Here is an 18,031-nt window from a genome sequence, read left to right on the forward strand (position 1 = left end):
GAGTATGGTGCATAATCCGGAAACCATTCAGGAATGTATCGAAAAGGCACGACAGAGGCTCTACCAGATTGCAAACGCTCATAAAGAACTGTGGCATCCGGAGGTCATTCGTCAATCGATGGTTCTGGATGAACTCATTAATCAATATAACAATGCCATTCGCGGAAAATCATCCCGAAGTAAATAACAGCGCGTTATAAACCTCGGGATGAAATGATACGAATGTATTCAGGTTCAGTATACGAACCCTATTCTTTAACAGCCCCAAGCACAATTCCTTTGACAAAGAAACGCTGCAAGAATGGATACACGAGCAGGATTGGCAGTGCCCCAATAAAGATCTGGGCTGCGTTAACGGTACGCTGCGACATGTTCTGAAGCTGCGTCGCATCAACATTCATATTGGAGAAATCCTGTTGCACGATAATGGTCTGCATTAACGTAGCGAGCGGATATTTGGCTGCGTCATTCATATAGATCAACCCGTCAAACCAGGAATTCCACTGCCCCACCATGGTGAATAGGGAGATCGTAGCAATGGCCGGCATGGATACAGGCAGATAGATGCGGAACAATGTGGTGATATGGTTGGCACCATCGATGAACGCCGCTTCTTCGAGCTCTTTGGGCACGTTACGGAAGAAGTTCATCATGAGAATCAGGTTCCAGACCGCCACAGCGCCCGGCAAAATCAGAGCCCATAGGGTGTTGATCAGTCCCAGCTTCTGAATCAGGATATAGGAAGGGATCAGACCGCCACTGAACAGCATCGTGAAGATGAAAAACCACGCATACAGCGAACGTCCCTTGAAATTCAGACTTTCTTTGGACAAAGGATATGCCGTCAGGATGACCAGCACCATACTAAGCAGCGTTCCGAACACGGTACGTTGCACTGAGATCCAGAGCGCGCTAAGAAAGTTACTGTTACCAAACGTTTTGGTATAGGCATCGACTGTAAAATCAATCGGCCAGAGCGTTACCAGATTGGCGGAAGCTGCCGCTTTACCGCTGAAGGAAACCGCCAGAATGTGGACAAGCGGCAGCACACACAGCAGCGAGACGGCCGCGATGAAGAAGAGGTTGAAGCCGTTAAATATACGGTATCCGGTCGTTTTGTGATACACCTTAATTCCTCCTTAGAAAATGCGGTAATTAGCGATTTTGTAAGCCATCCGGTAGGCAGTAATAACGAGGAACATGGCAACAAAGGATTTAAACAAACCAACCGCAGTTGCAAAGCTCATTTTGCCATTCAAAATACCCATCCGGTAAACAAACGTGTCAATAATATCGCCTTTATCATATACAAGTGGATTGTACAGGTTGAAAATCTGGTCAAATCCAGCATTAAGAATATTCCCCAGTGATAGCGTTCCCACCACAATGATCATCGGCACGAGTGCAGGCAGCGTAATGTGTAGGGTCTGCTTAAGCCGTGTTGCCCCGTCAACTTCGGAAGCTTCGTATAGAGCAGGGTTAATGCCCGCAAGGGCTGCAAGAAAGACAATGGTACCAAATCCGAATTCCTTCCATACATCACTGATGACCACGGTTACACGGAACCAGTCGCCATCTCCCAAAAAGAAGATCGGTTCAATGCCAACGGCCGCCAGAACCTGGTTAATCAGTCCGCCTTCGGGGGAAAGCATGTCCAGCAGGATGCCGCCCAGTACAACCCAAGACAAGAAGTGGGGCAGGTATACCAGCGTCTGTGAGAACCTTTTGAACGTGGAATTGCGTACTTCATTCAGCAAAATGGCAAACACAACCGGGGCCACGAGTCCGGCCACAATCTTCATCGCGGCAATCAGTACTGTGTTCCAGATGACTTGAACACTATCCGGATATTCGAACATGAATCGGAAGTTATCCCATCCTACCCATTTGGAGCCGGTGAATCCCAGCCATGGTTTGAAATCCTGAAACGCAATAATAATGCCGCCCATAGGCACATAGGCGAACAGCAATGTGAGCAGTACCGAAGGCAGCAGCATCAGATGCAGCGGCCAATTGCGTTTGAAATTCCAGCGGGTACGTTTGCGTGGATTGTGTGTTGCCTGCCGCACCGGCGTATTGGTCGTTAGTGGTTGTTCCATAGCCATCAGGTCCCTCCTTTATATCGTCCAGCCTCTGCATAATGAGGCCAGTCAGCCTCTGCAAATAGTGGAGCAACTGAATTATAACAATGGAAACGGGCGGGCTATAGAACAACATTTCAAGGCGGATGTTGATTTATTAACTTGTTAAAAACGTGTACCAAATAGTGACTCATTTGAAATTCAGTATAGATATGTAAGGGGTTTCAATATAAAATAGGACTTCGATGTGTATCTTTACTTTAATTCGGGACAGGGTGAAGCAATGAAATTTACAGTATTCTCAAAAACAGTTATGCTGCTGGTCTGCTTGCTGGTACCTATCTTGCTGCTCTATACCTACGCGAATCAGGCGAACGTGGACATGATCGTCGAGGAGAAGCAGCAGTCCAGTTTGAATCAGTTCAATTATTTTAGCTCTCAGGTGGATAAAAATATTGAACAGCTCTCACTTTACGGGCTGACTTTACTGCGTGATCCAAGCATTCTACACTATCGTTACATGACAGAATCGACAAGCCAATATGAGAAAAACAGCATCTATCTCGATATTCTCGACAAATTGTCACTATACCAGTCCACGAGCCGCTGGAAGAACGATATTACCATTGTGCTGCCTCAGGCAGAGCTGGTATTGTCCACCATGTCGAACCGGACGGTCTTTAATGAGAAGATGTTGAAGTTTCCACAGCCAGGCCGATGGCAGTTGAACGAAGGCAGCTTCACTTATTTCTTTACGGATAACTACGAGTGGAATGAAAAACCTGTGACCACGGATGTACGAACGGTGATGGAGATTGATTTTGACCCGATGAATATTGTTGCCATGCTGGATGATTTCAAGGAGGCACAGGGAGGAGATCCATTTCTACTCGTCCCGGGCAACGAGCCTCTATTAAATCGTAGTGCGGACCCTGAGCTCGTGGAAGCCGTGATGCGGGACATGCCATTAACCGAATTGGATAGTGAAGGCAACCATCAGCTTGAGGTGGGGGGCAAGAAGTACTTGGTCAGTTATGTGCTCTCCAAACAGCTGAACGGAATCTATGTTAACCCGGTGGTGCTGGATGATTTGCTTACGCCGATGGACAAGAGCCGAAATATGTTTATAACCTCAATTTTGCTGCTGCTCGTGCTCAGTATTGGCGCTGCCCTATTGTTATACCGAAAGGTACAGGTGCCGATACAACGGCTGATGAGAGGTTTGCAGCAGATTCGCAAAGGACAGCTGTCCACACGAATTCCGGTCGATCACTCCCGTGATGAATTCGCTTATTTGACGCAGAGCTTCAATCACATGGCTGAGCAGATTCAGGAGCTGATCGAAAAAGTTTACGAGGAACGTATCCGTTCGCGGGAAGCGACGCTGAAGCATCTGCAATCACAGATCAATCCTCATTTCCTGTATAATTGTCTGTTTTATATTAAAAATATGACGCAGCTCGGCAACCGCGAAGCGGTTATTGCCATGTCGCTCAGCCTGGGAGATTACTATCGCTACATCACACGTGATGAGAACGATATGACGACCGTGGAAGAGGAAATCCGGTTGTTGGACAATTATTTGTCCATCCAACAGATGCGTACCAACCGTTTGTCGTATGAGATCGCCGTACCGCAAGAACTGATGCAGCAGCACATTCCAAGGCTGCTGATCCAGCCTATCGTGGAGAATGCAGTCATTCACGGCATTGAACCGATGGAGGGTAGCGGTCACATCGTAGTTACAGGCATGGCAGCACAAGAGCAAATCGATGGAAGGGAATACACACGATACAGTTTGTTTGTCGATAACGACGGTGTTACTTTGACGCCCGAAGAGATTGCTAGTCTTGAGCGGGAAATCAATGAACCGATGGGTGAAGAAATAGGCACGGGTACCTGGAACGTACACCAGCGGCTCGTTACACGATATGGTCATTCTTCAGGGCTTCATTTTGGAGCGATCCCTTATGGGGGTCTCAGTGTGGAAATACGATGGTTTGAGGAGGAATATCCTAATGATGAATCTAATGGTCGTGGATGATGAACATTCAGCGGTGGAATCGATTGCAGCCTCCATACCGTGGAGAGAGCATGGGATTGGGCACGTATATAAGGCGTACTCGGTGAAAGAGGCATTGCAGCAAATGGCGGCACATCAGGTCCATATTATCATCACTGATATTCGTATGCCGGGCTTATCCGGTCTGGATTTGGTGAGTCATATTCGTCAAAAGTGGGAGCGGACTAAATGTATCATTTTATCTGGACATGCATCCTTTGATTATGCGAAGCAGGCACTCCGTCATGGAACAGTGAGTTATCTGCTGAAGCCAGTGCGGGATGAGGAGCTGATTGAAGCCGTGCAGCAGGCCTCCGTCCAGATTCGGCTGGAGGGAGAGAAACAGTTGATGCACCAGCGCGCCATGTATTCGGTGAGGGAACATTTACCGGAGAAGCGGGCGGGCTTAATGAAGGATGTACTGCTCGGACATAAATTTGCAGAGAGCGAACTTGTGGAAAAGTTGGAGCAATTGGAGATTGGGTTCCGTCCCCAGGATAAAATGCAGCTGCTGCTTATCCGTTATGATGACCCACAGCCAACGCACAAAGCATTCCGTTTGATGAAATACGCCATCTCCAACGTCGTGGAAGAAATCTTTGGCAGCAGCTATCATCTCTGCCATACAGACGATGCGTATGATGATCTCGTCTTCATGGCAAGTCCAAAACAAGCACAGTCTGAACCCGAACTGCTGATGGGGCGGCTCGGAGAACGGCTGCTTCACAGTGTGAAGCAGTATTTAAACGCGACGATTTCACTGTCAGTCAGCCGGATAGGCCGTTTTCCGGAACAGGTTCCCCAGCTTTACCATCAAGCTGTAAGTGCATTGCGCAAGCAGGCGGAAGCAGGCAAAGGTCTGCATCTCAATGCGGCTGCCGGCTCCCATGGAGCAACATTAAAATCACTTGCGGCGCTGTATGAGCCACCTGGACTGACCGCACTACTGGAAGCAGGACGGATGGAGGACGCTAATCGCAAGATTGATTCGATTTTCGCCGAGTTATCGGATAGTGTGTTCCCGGAGCATGTCTATGTTGCTTTTCACTATCTCGCAGCAGCTTTCTCGTACATGGCTCATCGGGAGGGCAGACAGTTGTCCGATGTTCTTGGTGAGCAGTATCAGCAACTGCTGAAGGACGGCTACGGCGTGTCACTTCGGAGTCTGGAAGCATGGACCCGGAGTGTGATGGAACAATGGGCTCTAAGCACAACCGATACAGGCCAGGAAAGTGGATCGAACATGATCAGACAGGTCCAACAATGGATTGACAACCATCTGGGCGAAGATCTTTCCTTGCAGGTTATTGCAGGGGAGGTTCATCTGCATCCGGTGTATTTGTCCAAAATGTATAAACAATCAACGGGTGAAGGCATCAGTGACTACATTATCCGTTCCCGAATGGAACGTGCTGTTCACTTGTTGAAACACACGGCTATGAAGATTTATGAAGTCGGTCAAGAAGTGGGATATAACAATACTCCTTATTTCATTCAAGTATTCCGCAAACATTATGGCTTGACCCCGCAGGATTTTCGGAACGGTTAACAAATCAATATGAACATTGAAATTGTGATATATGTTTGCTTCCCCGGCTGCACTATCCTTTTCATGTAAGGGCATTCAAAGTGATTGAGGAGGGGTTTCATGTATAGAAAAATGATGACTGCATTGCTTGCACTGACGATGGTTGCCGTAACGGCATGCAGTTCGGGGGCAAAGGAAGAACCATCCAAGGAAGCGGCTACGCCACTTGCGCTGCAAGACGGTAAGTATGAACCTGCGGTTCAGATGAGCTATTTGCGAGCCTGGAATGATGATACAAAGTTCAAGAACGGAGAGACTGCACAGAACAACGTGCACACCAAATGGGCCAAAGAGCGTCTGGGCATCGACCTGACTACACCTTGGGCTGTGTCCGTGACGAATGATGCTTTTTACACGAAGCTTCGTCTTTCCCTGTCGGCTAACGAAGAGCTGCCAGATATCGTCTCCATCCGTGGTGACTACAATCTGGTGCGTGAGTTGATTGAGTCCGGTAAATTCGCCGATGCAGGTGAACTGTTCGATAAGTATGCATCCGACACATGGAAAGGGGCTGCTGAATCCGCACCGGAAGAGTGGTACCCGTATATGTATGAAGGTAAACGGTATGGCGTCCCGATCTTTGACTATGCTTACAACGGAGACCCGGTAATGTTTATCCGTGAAGACTGGCTGAAGAAGCTTGGACTGGAAGAACCAAAAACGATTGATGAGCTCGTTACGGTGATGGATGCATTTACGAATCAGGATCCGGATGGAAACGGTAAAAAAGATACGTACGGTCTGACGGTCGGTATGAAAAATGCCCTCAATACCTGGATGACCGAATCCGGCTGGATCTTCGGAATGTATAACACGATGCCAGGACAGTGGAATCTGAATGCAGAAGGAACACTGGAATACGGCTCGGTTCAACCGGGTGTGAAAGAAGGACTTGCAACGATGAAAGACTGGTTGTCCAAAGGCTATCTGCCGAAGGAAGCCGGCGTATATGATGAGATTAAGGCAGCTGAACTGTTTACAGCAGGCAAAGCGGGAATCATTGTGGGACCACACTGGATGCCAAACTGGCCGATCGATGATGTGAAGAAAAATGTGGACGGTGCTACCTACAAAGCTATTGCCCTGCCAACCGGACCGACTGGCGAGAGCCATCACCACGGTTCAGGTGCTAGCAACGGGGTCGTGTTGATCAACAAGGATATGGAAAACCCAGAAATTTTCTTCACATATCAAAATTATTTGTTTGATAAATTCGCTAATCCAGAAGTGGGTGGGGAGTTCGAACATGGCTTTGCCCAAGGATATGACTTTGATATCGTAGATGGTAAAGTGCTTGGTGAAGCTGAAGTGAAAGATGGGGTATCCCCGCTCAAGTACACAATTACGTATGACGGTGCACGGATTCCAAACCTGATGATGGATACGTTGGCAGAACTCGCTACAGGTAAGGAAGCGGAAACACCTTTCGAGAAAAATACGAAAATTGCCAACAAACCTGAAGTGTTTGCTGCGGCTCAAGTCGTGGTAGCTCATAAGGATGATGCAATCAAGAACAAGTTCACGGGTGCACCTACGGATACGATGAAGATGAAGAAAGATGCGCTCGACAAGCTGGAGAAAGATACGTTCAGCAAAATCATTTATGGTCAAGTCGGCATCGATGAATTTGACGCATTCGTGGCTAAATGGAAATCTATGGGCGGCGATCAAATCACAACGGAAGTCAATGAATGGTTCAAAACAGTTAATTAATACCGTGAATAATTCACAAAATGAATCATACTAAAGTAATACAAGAAGGAAGAAGTATTTCGTGAATACACCGGATTTGGGCGGAAAGTCGCCTGAATCCGGTGTTTTTGTTTTGTGTACGGATGCTTAGACATGTAAATAAGAAATTTATCTATTAATTTCTCTGCGTACAACCGTGCGTAAGACTTATTGTTTCGCAGATGCGTGAGAGAGTAAGATAATAGGTAATATACGAACATCAATACGTATTTTTAGCATAGATGGTTTGAAGAATGATTTGATAAATGGAAAGGCGGTCGAAGCATGAGTACACTCTATGATCAGGCAATGGAAGAGATGATTGAGGTCATTGAAGAATGGTTTAGTGAACAGATGAAGCGGGATGACCTGGAAAAGGCTGTGAAGCGAACAACGCTGCAAATGGGGATCTTTAATGATATTTTGCTGGATTACAGACCTGGAAGGACCACGGTAGACAGTGTGGATCTTGGATTGGATGAGGGATTGAAATCGAAGAATCCCGGTCCCTTTACGGAAGAACAAGTGCGGAATGAGATCCAGCCCAGGCTTGTAGAAGTGATTCAAGAGAAATTGGACAAGCTGGCGGATACACCGTTGATCGACTATCGGTTTACCTTTCGCGGGAAATTCCCAACCACAGAAGGAAAGCTGCAAGTGACCATACTCGAATATATCAACGAAGAGAAAAGGCAGCAGTTGCTTGAGCGCATTCATACATATGTAGACCAGAAGCTGCTGAAAGGTTCATATCCAACAAAGCCGTTGGAATCCTTTTTTTTGACGCGTCACCTGCTTGATCCGAAATTGTTCCCTGAACTGGACGTAGCGTGGACTATAGCGCAATATGATCGCATACAGGAGTTAAATAAAGGGCGTCAGGAAGCTCTGGCGGAACATCGTGGTGACATTATTCGTGCGATAACGTCTTGGGCGGAGAATCATTTTTTGCCAGGCTACTTTGATGTACAGCCTTCTGCGTACAGTGCCAATGTATATACACATAAGCCAGGTGCTTCTTTGGAGGAGGACGAGCCTCAGAGTGAGCATGGGCAGCAGCTGGCACAACCTATCGATCTGCTGTTATATGCAGCCATGATGATTCTTCGTTATGAGCCTAGTTACAGTAAACCGAAAGGCCTTACTTTCTTGGAACTGGCCAAACAATTGGGTAGTAACCGTGCAGCGCGAATGATGGTGGAAGGTAGCGGAGCCTATGCCAAGGAAGATATCCATTTGAAAAATGAGCAGGTGGAGTGCACCGCGAACGATGTGTTCTCGATCATTACTATCATCATTCGAAAGGAAGAAGTGTCTGCGTATGAATAGGCTATTGCTTTTATCACCCGTTTGCTGAAGCAGGGCTTCCCCAAAAGTTACAAGATCAAGCTCAAGTCCAGCGTGAAGCAGTATCTGCCGATTAAAGGGCTTGCGAAGTCGGATACGCATCGATTTTTCGCAAACGCGCTGGAGTACCCGGAGCTGCGTCCGCTGCTTGAAGACTATGCACGTGTAGCGATCGAAGAGTTCGAATTTTATGCAGATACAGAGGGTGAAAAGAACTGTATGCCAGGCAGTTATGCAACCTTCGGACTTGGATTGGCAGATGAGCGGTATTTCCCGTTGGTTGAATATTACATGGGTGAAGTGGATGATGAGCACCAGTTGGTGCAGGATAAATTCACCGTTGCCTTTGCTGAGACACATGGTGTAACGGCCGGTTCCATACCTGCATTAGTTACCTGCCTGCGTCGTTCTACGGATTCCTTGAAGCTGAAGATCCAGCCTGAACTGGAGAATGAGGAGAAGCTTGAACTTCTGGTCCGATCGCTGCAAGGATTGGAAACTTATGAAGTGGAGCATGTGCTGTATCCGATCTGGGGCAAGGTAGAGAAGCTTGCCACGCTGGCACGCAAGGCTGAGGGAAGACGGAAAGAATTGCTGTTAGAACTGTTAAAGGGCGCAGGGAAATAAGGAAAGGCCCATGACGGCTTTTCAAGGTTGATGTGATGTATAACGATACAATTAAGGTGGATGAGTATATGGGACCATTGAATCGGGATGTATGGGAAGAACTGTCCGCTCAGGAAAAGGAGGAGCGGCTGCGTAATTTGGTCAGTCATTTTCCCACAGGTATGAAATATGAAGGATTGGAGATATTTGAACGATTCGGTCAGCGAATCGAGACAGGTGTATTTTCGTATGATGCGCAGAAATTTGTGTTTGTGCCTGGTGATCAGGTGACACTTGGCTGGAATCGCTGGCAGGGTGGAATGAATGAAGAGACTTCTGCGGATTTGCTGGAGACGGTTAGTGAGTATGGTGTGGATGACGTGGATTCTTTTTTAAGTAGCCAGATGTCTCCGGTCAGGGAAGTGCACATTGCTCCTATGCTGGTGGAGTGCAGCAACCATTCACTTGGTTGGATTGAAGTGACGGAAGCTGAAGCGATGGCGCAAGAGAGTGCCTTTTTTGCAGAAGAGTTGGAGAAGTTTAAGTTGTCCGATCTGAACCAGTATGAGCTGCATCAAGAGTTCCGTCTGGTTCGTCAAGGCGATACAGTACAGATATTTTGGTTCAATGAAGATTTGACGTTGGATTATTTAATCGATGAAGAAGCAAAAGCGGGTTTTGGTTTGCTTACTGAAGATGAGTGGGAGTATCTGTACGGAGGGGGCTGTCGCACGTTATTTCCATGGGGAGACAGCTTCGACTACACGATGAAATTGAAGCATTTTGGAAGCCTCGAAGAGGTGGAGGGAATTGTGGATGAATCGGCAGAGCCGGACCCTTCTCTAGTAGTTGAGAATGACCGTCCGTATGATCTGGAGCTGCCCAACTTTTTTGGCGTCCAGTTTGCTGGAGATCCCTATAACTATGAGCTCACGCTTGATGCGTCTGGAAACTTGATGCCCAAAGGTGGCGACGGTGGCGCGATGATCTGTGGCGGCAATGGGCCATTGGTTGGGTTTCTACCCGCTGCAGCTGTATACTATCGTGATGGTAATGCAGGGGAATTGGACTGGGAAGATATGATCGATTATATGAACTATCGGAGAGTGATTCGTTTAGCGGATTGACGGCTGTGTTTACAGCAAGAAAATAAGTAGGGAAGGGGAACCAGAATGATAAAAGGACCGGGATTCAGCTGGATAAAACATTTGGGTTTCAATTGGCCCGAATAGATGGTACGCAAAAATCATTCCCCACAATCCCTAAACACAGATACGTCTGCTAGATACAAAGGAACATCCTATCGGCAGGATGCGTTTAATAAGTATCTGGTTTGTTATGCTGCGGAGGGCATTCGTTTCAGTGTAGGTACGCTGGTGTTCTTCTTTCTTAACGTATTTCTCCTTATTCCAATATTCAGTGTTCCGTTCCAATTCTTATATGCTTCTATTCTACTGCCAATTCTAGCAGTTATGAATGTATGGGCCATAGCTCTAATTATCGCGCCCCGTAGGCTGCAACTGAATTATGTCCTGTTTCGCGGAGTGTTTGGGGTCGTCTGTTCATTAGGCTTTATCATTATGGTTCAAAAGTTCGCCTATGGCATGTTGGGATTGACAACACCGTGGTATGCGATTGCTTCGTTTACTTTATATGGTTTGACCTTATTTCAGTATTCCAAGTTTCATTTGCGCAAACTGCAACAGTCTACCCATGAGGAAAAAGCGCGTGTAAGCGCCCAAATGCCCCTCACTACGTTAGCCCTGCTGACCGGAGCAGGATATATACTGGCTAATATTTCTCTTGCTTTTGTCACGCAACAGACGGTTGTTGTTGTACTTATATGTGTGTATAGTATGTTGGCGTTTGTTGTTTTTCATTTTATTATGGATTTGCATCGCTATTACTGGCTGCTGCACCATCGTCTTAAATAGGACAAAACACACATCGAATTTGTCCCCTTATCACTGGAGGATCAGAATGATGTGTGTTTGTTATGTTGTATGATTTTTAGTGTGAATTTTTGATTTTAGCTGCGAAATTATTTCACTTTTTGCACAGATACAGCCATTTGCTCCAGCTGTGTGTGAGTCAATGCATTATTTGCCGAGCTGAGAGTCACATAGCGATCATCCAGTTTGAATGTCAGCATGTCGGTTTGATCCGGTGTGTACCATTTGGCGGTAACGCCGTTTGGCAATTTAACATTTTTACCGTCATAGCTGAAGGAATAGTCTTTAGGCGACACAGTGACATTCATGTGATTGAAAACAAAGTTTACACCATCGCCGCCAGCAGCCACGCTTTTGAATGAATCTCCGGCAATCATGTGTTGTGGTGCGTATGCAGTCTCGAATCCTTGGAATTTGGCAAAGGCTTTGCGGATGGCAGCTGACTGCTCTTGGGTATATTTCACATCGGCAAAGCCTGTAACACCCTGATCATTGCCTTGAACCTTTTGCACAGATACAGCCACTTGCTGCAGCTGAGCCTGAGATAGCTTATGGTCAGGTGAGCTTATTGTGACATACCGATCATCCAGTTTGAACGTGAGCATACCCGTTTGATCGGGTGTGTACCATTTGGCTGTGACACCATTGGACAGTTTTACGTCTTTGCCATTGTAACCGTCCGAATAGTCTCTTGGAGACACATCCACTTTCATATGATTAAAAGTAAAGCTTACTCCATCTCCGCCAGCGCCTACATTTTTAAACGTATCACCTGCAATCATCTGTTGAGGAGCGTATGCTGTCTCGAAGCCGTCGAACTGTGCAAATGCCTTTTGAATGGCTTCTTTTTGCGCTGCGCTATAGGTTACATTGCTCAATGTAGAAGGATTGCTTGGAGCTTCGCCGATGATCACCTGTCCTTTTTTACCGTCATACGATACAGGTACATGCAGCGCATCAGCAATGGCACGTACAGGCAGATAAGTTGAATTGTTGTAAGTGATTGGAGCGAGTTTCTTGCCATTGCCATCCGTTGGTGAGTACGCCGCACCGTCTACATTGAAACTGATCCCATGATTGAGATATGCCGAGATTTTCTCCAGTTGAGTACCTGCGAATACGCCCGTTGCTCCTGTTAATGTCATGCCCAGTACCATCATCGTTGCTGCGGATTTCTTCAAGTTTTTCTTCATGTGTATAACTCTCCTTTAAATTGTGTTATTTATAATGGTTTGCTGTCCTTATGGCTTTATATTACCCGCTGAACATATCCAGAATAATTCTGAATTATCTCCAACTTGTAAACATGTGTAAGGATCTAGGCATTTGGAATTTGTTATTTAGGAGAGCATTCACATTATAGATGTTGTAGAAGCAAGGAGAGAGAAGTGGGAGAGATAGTAGATGACTCTGAGCAGGGATATACACACGAAGATAATTCTTTCAGCAGGAAAAGTCTTTACGAACAATTACATACGTGGGTGGTACGTGGACTCTTGGCCATCATATGAGTGAGGGGAATGGTTCGCCAAACCATCCCATATGTACAACGTAACCTTGAATTAATCAAAAAGTTCAAAAATGTACTTTGCTGAGAGTATGCACTATTCAGTTCACTAAATAAAGGATGAAACCGCCTATGCCGAGAACGATGGCACCAACGTATACATAGGTAAGTTTGCTCAGATTTTGCTTGGTCCTGCGATCATACTCGGGATTGCTGGTCTGATTCGCTTTTGAATTCCCGATGATCATGGTAGCAATTCCACCGAACAGGGCAATTCCAACAATTAAAATATAGGGCAGCAATGTCATGCGATGACCTCCTTCATTGAAATCAATCGTTCTTTTCATTGTACTTCAAGTTTACCTTGGATGTAAGCTTTTATTGATAAATTAAGGAAAATAAAGTCCTTCACTTACAGTATGTATGCAGTGCTGAAAGGAGTGGTTCACTATAATTTTAAAATTTTAAATTTGAGATAAACCTTGTTGTGGCGCGTATTTGCGGCTTTCCTGGACGGAGGCTGCAATTTTTTTTGCCCAGAGAGGTGATCCAGATTGAAGAACCTTGCGTTACACCCTATGAAGACGACGACGAGGAAACAAAGGATAAACAAAACTAACCGAGGAGTGACCACGTAATGAAAATGAAAATGAAGAAATTTATCGCACCCATGCTGAGCTTGACGTTATTGATGCCGGGAATCGCAGGGGCTGCAGCAGCACCACAGACACCAATGACTACAATGAAGGCAAGTGTGAATACACCTGCTGCTGACCTGAGAGCGAGCCTGGATCACCTATTATCCGAACACTTTGCACTCGCAGTAACCGCAATGGCGAAGGCATATGACGGAGCAAAAGATGCAGACGCAGCTTATAAAGCACTCGACCAAAATGCATTGGATATGCAGCCGGCAATCGCTTCCCTTTACGGTGATGCAGGAGCCAAAGAATTCGAACGGATCTTCCGCGCTCATAACAAATATACAGATGATCTTGTGAAAGCAACTAAGATGAGTAACCAGGCTGGAATCAAACAGGCACAGAATAATATCAACGGTTTTGTAGAAGAATTCTCTACATTCCTGAGCACAGCAACGGAAGGCAAATTGCCAAAAGCGGCAGCTAAAAATGCTTTGAAAGTACATGAAGATCTCGTGCAAAAAGTATTTGATGAATATGTCGCTGGTGACTACACCGATGCATACAAAGCTTACCGTGAAGGTTTCAAAGAAATGTTCGATGTGAGTAAAGCACTTTCCACGGCAATCACAACACAAATGCCTGAGAAATTCGAGAACAGCAAAGCAGATACACCAGCAGCTGATCTGAGATCTGCACTGAACCACTTGGCTTCCGAGCACTTCGCATTGTCGGCTCTGCAAATGCAAGAGCAATATGATGGCCGCACAGCAGCATCCAATGCACTGGTTACAGCTGAAGCTGGAAACACAGCGGATTTCAAAGCAGCGATCGCTTCCATATACGGTAATGACGGTGCCAATGCGTTCGAGAAAATTTGGGTAACCAACCACGTGAATGCACAAAGCGACTATGTAACAGCCGTTAAAAACAATGATGCAACGGCTCGTGCAGCTGTCGAGAAACGTATTGACGGATTCACAACAGAGTTCGCGACATTCCTGGATTCGGCAACAGCGGGCAACCTGCCAAAAGCTGCCGGACAACAAGCATTGACTACACATGAGAAGCAAGTACAACAAGTATTGGATCAGTACGCTGCGGCTAACTACGAGGGTTCGTACACGACTAACCGTGAAGGGTTCAAAGTAATGTTTGGTGTAGGTCAAGCCCTTGGTAATGCAATTGTGACGCAATTCAATGATAAATTCCAAGAGCAACCCACTACACCAACAATGCCTGAAACAGATACAACTACCGTATGGATGCAGCTGAACAGCAAAACGCTGAAAATCAATAACAAGACAACCAACATGGACACCACGCCAATGCTCTGGAAAAACACAACCTACATTCCACTGCGCTTCTTGAGTGAAGGAATTGGTGCAACCGTGAAATGGGATAAAAAAGCACAACAAGTAACCGTTATGGCTGGTAATGATACATTGAAGTTCTGGGTGAACAACAACGTTATGGAAATGAACGGTATGAAGAAAAATGTGGGTGCAACGGTCTTTGTTAACAAAGACGGACGTACACAAGTGCCACTGCGTTTCATAGCTGAGCTTCTTGGCTGGGATGTAAAATGGGCGCAAAAAGATGGCTCGATCACACTGACTAAATCCATGTAATTACTATTTATAAAAGAAGAACGAAAAAAGCTGCCCCATACGGCAGCTTTTTTCGTTTTCAATTCAGTGTCTATACCTCATCATACTTGGTGACCCTGCAATCCAATCTGTATCACATGGACGCAAAAAGGCCACATCAAAATATTCAAATATTTGGTATAATCAAGACAGTCAGCAACCTCGCCGCAACGTGTTATTGATCACGGTACGGTGGTGGACTGTACATAATCGTAATGACTAGCCCGTTGGAGTCATGTATGTTGTATTATTATTCGGTATGATCAAACAAGAAAAGGGGGTTCAAGCGGATGGACACAGCTTCAAAGCCTGAGCGACGGGCAAAACATATTGATACCCGTCTGTTTATTGCCTGGGCCGTATCAGTCATTGCGACTGGAGGCAGCCTTTATTTTAGTGAGATTAAGGGATACATACCCTGCGATCTATGCTGGTTCCAACGGATCTTCATGTATCCGTTAACGATTTTACTTGGTATAGCCTACTTTAAGGATGATGTGGGAATCACCAAGTATGTTCTTCCGCTGAGTTTTATTGGAGGCGGAATCTCGTTATACCATGTAACGATTCAGCGTATTTACTCGGCTACGGGGAGTTCAGTGGCATGCGGCCAAATTCCGTGTTATACCGATTACTTGAACTGGTTTGGTTTTATCACAATTCCGTTACTTGCACTGATCGCATTTATCATCATTATTGTTATGCTGTGGGGAATTGGCAAAACACCAAAATCTTCTTCATAAGAAAGGACAGATGATTGATGAGCGGACAAGTCCGTTGGTTCATGCCCTTCATCTTTCTGATCCTCCTGACTGTGGGTTGTTCGGAACAGAAGCAGTCCCAGTCAGGTGAGATGCCGGAGATGATCAAGGTGAAGCTCATGGTACCGGACAAGGTGTCCATTAAGGAAAATGTCTCCTTGCAGATCCAGCTTACACAAGGGGGGCAGCCTGTGAATGATGCGGACCATGTGCAGTTTCAGATCTGGAATGAACAGGATGAACCCGAGGCACCATCTCTGGAACAAGGCATGATGAGTGCAGAAGAGCTTGAAGCCAAGGGAGCCATCACCGCGAAATCAGCAGGTGAAGGTTTGTACGAAGCAAGCTACGCGTTTGAGCAATCCGGAGTCTATATCGTTCAGGTCCATGTCACTGCTGGTGCAATGCACACCATGCCCCGAACGAAGGTAACTGTGGAAGAATAAATCGATAAATACAGCCCGATAATGTTTACGTACAAGCCACTTCCGGCTGCGTCGTTTATCGGGTTTTTGCATGTGTAATTCGTAATTATAAATTTCTCATTTTTATACCTTGACCTTGAAGTATACTTCAAGGTTTATCCTTGATGTATTACAACATGTTGGAGGTAAGTCGATGAGAAATTTGGAATGGATATTGGTCATTGTGACGGTTATTAGCGCAGTTGTCATGTTGATGGCTCCCAAACGTCAGGCAGTGAAAGTGGGTACGTTGTCAGCACTGGCACTGGTTATTCTATTGCATGGGGTAGTCGATCATTTTCGTGTGCAGCTGCTGCCCACCTATATCGTAGCCCTTGTTTTACTGATTGTATTGGCGATTCAACTACGGAAGTCGGGACGCCGTATGCAGAACACACAAAAATCGAAACGTCGTTTGTGGTTCAAAACCATCTTGGCATCGATTCTAGTGCTGGCTCTCAGTGCAGGTTCAATTGTGCTGACGTCGCTTTTCCCTGCATTCACGATGCCTGAACCGACAGGTTCATTCGCCATAGGTACCTATTCGCAGCAGTTAACGGATGAATCTCGGGAAGAGACCAAGACGGCTGAAGCGGGTGATAAGCGAGAACTTATGATTAATGTCTGGTATCCTGTAGATCAGGAAACAGCCAAAGAATTACCACTAGAACATTATCCTGCCGAGTTGGGAGAGGCGATCAGTCTCGTATTTGGAATTCCACCGATGGTGTTCAATTATCTCGATACAATTCCCACGCATGTGGTTAAAGGCGCTGAGGTGTCTGCCGCACAGAGCAAGTATCCAGTATTGCTGTTTTCACCTGGAATACGCTCTGCACGCTTTCAAAGTATGACCGCGATTGAAGAGCTGGTCAGCCACGGCTACATTGTTGTTGGGATTGACCATCCGTATACCTCTGCTCAAGTGACATTCCCGGATGGACATGTTGCTTCTTATGAGCCGGATCCTGACGATCTAACGTCAGAGGAAGTGTATCAACATAATATAGAAGGTGTTGGCATTCGTGCAGCTGACGCAAGCTTTGTACTGGATACGCTCACCCAGTGGAATAAACATGATCCGAATCAACTGCTCGAAGGCAAGCTTGATCTGGATCATGTGGGTATCTTTGGACACTCCTATGGTGGTGCGACAACAGCGGAAGCACTGGCCCAGGATAGCCGTTTCAAAGCAGGACTCAGTTTGGAAGGCGGATTCTGGGGAACTGTATCCACGACAGCCTTGCAACAGCCGTTTATGTATATCATGTCAGGTGGAACAGCCAAAAGTTTTGACCCGAACGCCACTGCCAAGGATAAAGTGTTTTATCCCGAGTTTGAAACGGATTTGGATCAGGTGATGACAAGCAGTCTCAATGACACGTATTACTTGACCGTGGATCATTTCTTCCATCAGAGTTTCACGGATATTCCGTTAATTTCACCTAAACTGTTTGCCAAAGGCATAACACCAGAGCATAATGTGGACATTACAAGATCATATACATTGGCCTTCTTTGACCGTTATTTGAAGGGAGAAGGGCAGCAGCCTTTGCTGGAAGGGCCGTCAGAACGTTTTCCCGAGGCGACTTATGATACCAAGTATACCAAGCTGCGGAACTATCAGGCCGAATAACGTGGA

Annotated in this window: 14 protein-coding genes and 1 pseudogene; 11 read left to right on the plus strand and 4 right to left on the minus strand. The window is 46.1% G+C overall.

What is annotated here, in order from left to right; genetic code table 11:
- Positions 1–4 precede the first annotated feature (4 nt).
- A complete protein-coding gene (locus MHB84_RS17105; protein ID WP_076291186.1) occupies positions 5–187 on the plus strand; it encodes an aspartyl-phosphate phosphatase Spo0E family protein in 183 nt (60 codons plus the stop codon).
- A gap of 61 nt (positions 188–248) precedes the next feature.
- Here the strand turns inward: MHB84_RS17105 and MHB84_RS17110 are convergent, their stop codons facing one another.
- The gene (locus MHB84_RS17110; RefSeq protein WP_076291187.1) at positions 249–1,127 is read right to left on the minus strand and encodes a carbohydrate ABC transporter permease; all 879 of its coding nucleotides are present in this window, start codon (positions 1,125–1,127) and stop codon (positions 249–251) included.
- Between the two features lie 12 nt (positions 1,128–1,139).
- Entirely contained in the window at positions 1,140–2,099 is a 960-nt protein-coding gene (locus tag MHB84_RS17115; protein WP_024631474.1) for an ABC transporter permease, read from the minus strand.
- 265 nt (positions 2,100–2,364) lie between these two features.
- Here MHB84_RS17115 and MHB84_RS17120 point away from each other — a divergent pair, with 265 nt between their 5' ends.
- The 6 genes and pseudogenes from MHB84_RS17120 (at position 2,365) to MHB84_RS17145 (ending at position 11,349) form a co-directional block, all read left to right on the plus strand.
- Positions 2,365–4,125, plus strand: coding sequence for a sensor histidine kinase (locus MHB84_RS17120; RefSeq protein WP_076291188.1), 1,761 nt, complete (start codon positions 2,365–2,367; stop codon positions 4,123–4,125).
- Complete coding sequence (locus MHB84_RS17125; protein WP_076291189.1) at positions 4,100–5,692, plus strand: response regulator transcription factor; 1,593 nt, start codon at positions 4,100–4,102, stop codon at positions 5,690–5,692. The genes MHB84_RS17120 and MHB84_RS17125 overlap by 26 nt, the downstream gene beginning before the upstream one ends.
- Before the next feature lie 99 nt (positions 5,693–5,791).
- Positions 5,792–7,444 carry an extracellular solute-binding protein gene (locus tag MHB84_RS17130; RefSeq protein WP_076291190.1) on the plus strand — a complete coding sequence of 551 codons (1,653 nt, stop codon included), beginning with the start codon at positions 5,792–5,794 and terminating at the stop codon, positions 7,442–7,444.
- A gap of 303 nt (positions 7,445–7,747) precedes the next feature.
- Positions 7,748–9,436: pseudogene (locus tag MHB84_RS17135) on the plus strand (DUF6138 family protein).
- A 68-nt stretch (positions 9,437–9,504) separates the two neighbouring features.
- Complete coding sequence (locus tag MHB84_RS17140) at positions 9,505–10,542, plus strand: hypothetical protein (protein ID WP_076291191.1); 1,038 nt, start codon at positions 9,505–9,507, stop codon at positions 10,540–10,542.
- Positions 10,543–10,647: 105 nt separating this feature from the next.
- Positions 10,648–11,349, plus strand: a complete 702-nt coding sequence (locus tag MHB84_RS17145; protein WP_076291192.1) for a hypothetical protein — start codon at positions 10,648–10,650, stop codon at positions 11,347–11,349.
- A 107-nt stretch (positions 11,350–11,456) separates the two neighbouring features.
- Here the strand turns inward: MHB84_RS17145 and MHB84_RS17150 are convergent, their stop codons facing one another.
- Positions 11,457–12,560, minus strand: a complete 1,104-nt coding sequence (locus MHB84_RS17150) for a stalk domain-containing protein (protein WP_076291193.1) — start codon at positions 12,558–12,560, stop codon at positions 11,457–11,459.
- Positions 12,561–12,975: 415 nt separating this feature from the next.
- On the minus strand, positions 12,976–13,182 hold the full coding sequence (locus tag MHB84_RS17155) for a hypothetical protein (protein WP_076291194.1): 207 nt from the start codon (positions 13,180–13,182) through the stop codon (positions 12,976–12,978).
- Positions 13,183–13,517: 335 nt separating this feature from the next.
- On the opposite strand from MHB84_RS17155, the gene MHB84_RS17160 reads away from it, so the two are divergent.
- The 4 genes from MHB84_RS17160 (at position 13,518) to MHB84_RS17175 (ending at position 18,025) form a co-directional block, all read left to right on the plus strand.
- Positions 13,518–15,146 carry a copper amine oxidase N-terminal domain-containing protein gene (locus MHB84_RS17160; RefSeq protein WP_076291287.1) on the plus strand — a complete coding sequence of 543 codons (1,629 nt, stop codon included), beginning with the start codon at positions 13,518–13,520 and terminating at the stop codon, positions 15,144–15,146.
- Between the two features lie 308 nt (positions 15,147–15,454).
- Positions 15,455–15,907 (plus strand): disulfide oxidoreductase, encoded by a 453-nt coding sequence (locus tag MHB84_RS17165; RefSeq protein ID WP_076291195.1) that lies wholly within the window; start codon positions 15,455–15,457, stop codon positions 15,905–15,907.
- Between the two features lie 17 nt (positions 15,908–15,924).
- Entirely contained in the window at positions 15,925–16,371 is a 447-nt protein-coding gene (locus tag MHB84_RS17170) for a FixH family protein (protein WP_076291196.1), read from the plus strand.
- Positions 16,372–16,543: 172 nt separating this feature from the next.
- On the plus strand, positions 16,544–18,025 hold the full coding sequence (locus MHB84_RS17175; RefSeq protein ID WP_076291197.1) for an alpha/beta hydrolase family protein: 1,482 nt from the start codon (positions 16,544–16,546) through the stop codon (positions 18,023–18,025).
- Positions 18,026–18,031: the final 6 nt, after the last annotated feature.

It is taken from the genome of Paenibacillus sp. FSL F4-0087, assembly GCF_038020215.1.
Taxonomy (GTDB): domain Bacteria; phylum Bacillota; class Bacilli; order Paenibacillales; family Paenibacillaceae; genus Paenibacillus; species Paenibacillus taichungensis.

Excerpts from the sequence above, each read along its gene's own strand:
- MHB84_RS17105 (WP_076291186.1), top strand. The coding sequence starts at position 5 with ATGGTGCATAATCCGGAAACCATTCAGGAATGTATCGAAAAGGCACGA.
- MHB84_RS17115 (WP_024631474.1), bottom strand. The coding sequence starts at position 2,099 with ATGGAACAACCACTAACGACCAATACGCCGGTGCGGCAGGCAACACAC.
- MHB84_RS17120 (WP_076291188.1), top strand. The coding sequence starts at position 2,365 with ATGAAATTTACAGTATTCTCAAAAACAGTTATGCTGCTGGTCTGCTTG.
- MHB84_RS17125 (WP_076291189.1), top strand. The coding sequence starts at position 4,100 with ATGATGAATCTAATGGTCGTGGATGATGAACATTCAGCGGTGGAATCG.
- MHB84_RS17130 (WP_076291190.1), top strand. The coding sequence starts at position 5,792 with ATGTATAGAAAAATGATGACTGCATTGCTTGCACTGACGATGGTTGCC.
- MHB84_RS17140 (WP_076291191.1), top strand. The coding sequence starts at position 9,505 with ATGGGACCATTGAATCGGGATGTATGGGAAGAACTGTCCGCTCAGGAA.
- MHB84_RS17145 (WP_076291192.1), top strand. The coding sequence starts at position 10,648 with ATGGTACGCAAAAATCATTCCCCACAATCCCTAAACACAGATACGTCT.
- MHB84_RS17150 (WP_076291193.1), bottom strand. The coding sequence starts at position 12,560 with ATGAAGAAAAACTTGAAGAAATCCGCAGCAACGATGATGGTACTGGGC.
- MHB84_RS17155 (WP_076291194.1), bottom strand. The coding sequence starts at position 13,182 with ATGACATTGCTGCCCTATATTTTAATTGTTGGAATTGCCCTGTTCGGT.
- MHB84_RS17160 (WP_076291287.1), top strand. The coding sequence starts at position 13,518 with ATGAAAATGAAGAAATTTATCGCACCCATGCTGAGCTTGACGTTATTG.
- MHB84_RS17165 (WP_076291195.1), top strand. The coding sequence starts at position 15,455 with ATGGACACAGCTTCAAAGCCTGAGCGACGGGCAAAACATATTGATACC.
- MHB84_RS17170 (WP_076291196.1), top strand. The coding sequence starts at position 15,925 with ATGAGCGGACAAGTCCGTTGGTTCATGCCCTTCATCTTTCTGATCCTC.
- MHB84_RS17175 (WP_076291197.1), top strand. The coding sequence starts at position 16,544 with ATGAGAAATTTGGAATGGATATTGGTCATTGTGACGGTTATTAGCGCA.